We start from the raw sequence: 923 nt of genomic DNA on the forward strand, positions 1-923 counted from the left end.
ACGCTGATCGGCACCCTGATCGGCGCCTCGGTCATCGTCTTCCTCGTGCTCGAGATCCTGCCCGGCAACGCCGCGCAGATGCTCATGGGCCCCGACGCCTCGCCCGAGGCCGTCGCCGCGCTGGCCACCAAGCTCGGCCTCGACCAGCCCGCATGGACGCGCTATTGGCACTGGATCGGCGGCCTGCTCACCGGCAACCTCGGCGACAGCTACGCCTACAGCTCGCCGGTGCTCGACCTGATCCTCGAACGCCTTGCCCTGACCGTGCCCCTGGCCGTGCTGGCGATGGCCTTCACCGTCGTGATCGCCCTGCTGGTGGGCGTGACCGCCGCGGCCCGCCACAACAAGCTCGGCGACGTCGGCCTCATGGGCATGGCCCAGGTCGGCATCGCCATTCCGAACTTCTGGTTCGCCATCCTGCTGATCTTGGTGTTCTCGGTGCAGCTGCAGTGGTTCTCCGCCGGCGGCTTCGAGGGATGGGGCGAAGGGATATTCGCCGGGATCAAGTCGCTGCTGCTGCCGGCGTTGTCGCTCGCGGTGGTGCAGGCGGCGATCCTGGCGCGCATCACGCGCTCGGCGGTGCTCGAGGTGATGCGCGAGGATTTCGTGCGCACCGCGCGCGCCAAGGGCGTATCGCAGCGCATGGTGCTTTGGACGCACGTGCTGCGCAACGCGATGATCCCGGTGATCACGGTCATGGGCATGCAGTTCTCCGAACTCTTGGCCGGCACGATCGTGGTGGAGAACGTGTTCTATCTTCCCGGCCTGGGCCGGCTGATCTTCCAGGCCATCAGCAACCGCGACCTGATCGTGGTGCGCAACTGCGTGATGCTGCTGGCGGCCATGGTGGTCATCGTGAACTTCGTGGTCGACGTGCTCTACGCCGTCATCGACCCGCGCATCAAGGCCAGCGACATATGAGC

At 66.7% G+C, this 923-nt stretch carries 1 protein-coding gene; it reads left to right on the plus strand.

What is annotated here, in order from left to right; translation table 11 throughout:
• The coding region (locus ACTJLF_RS34605; protein WP_440884900.1) for an ABC transporter permease at positions 1-921 on the plus strand (921 nt) is incomplete at its 5' end.
• Between the last annotated feature and the right edge of the window lie 2 nt (positions 922-923).

The sequence above is a fragment of the Variovorax sp. 22077 genome, from assembly GCF_052044195.1.
Classification (GTDB): domain Bacteria; phylum Pseudomonadota; class Gammaproteobacteria; order Burkholderiales; family Burkholderiaceae_C; genus Variovorax; species Variovorax atrisoli.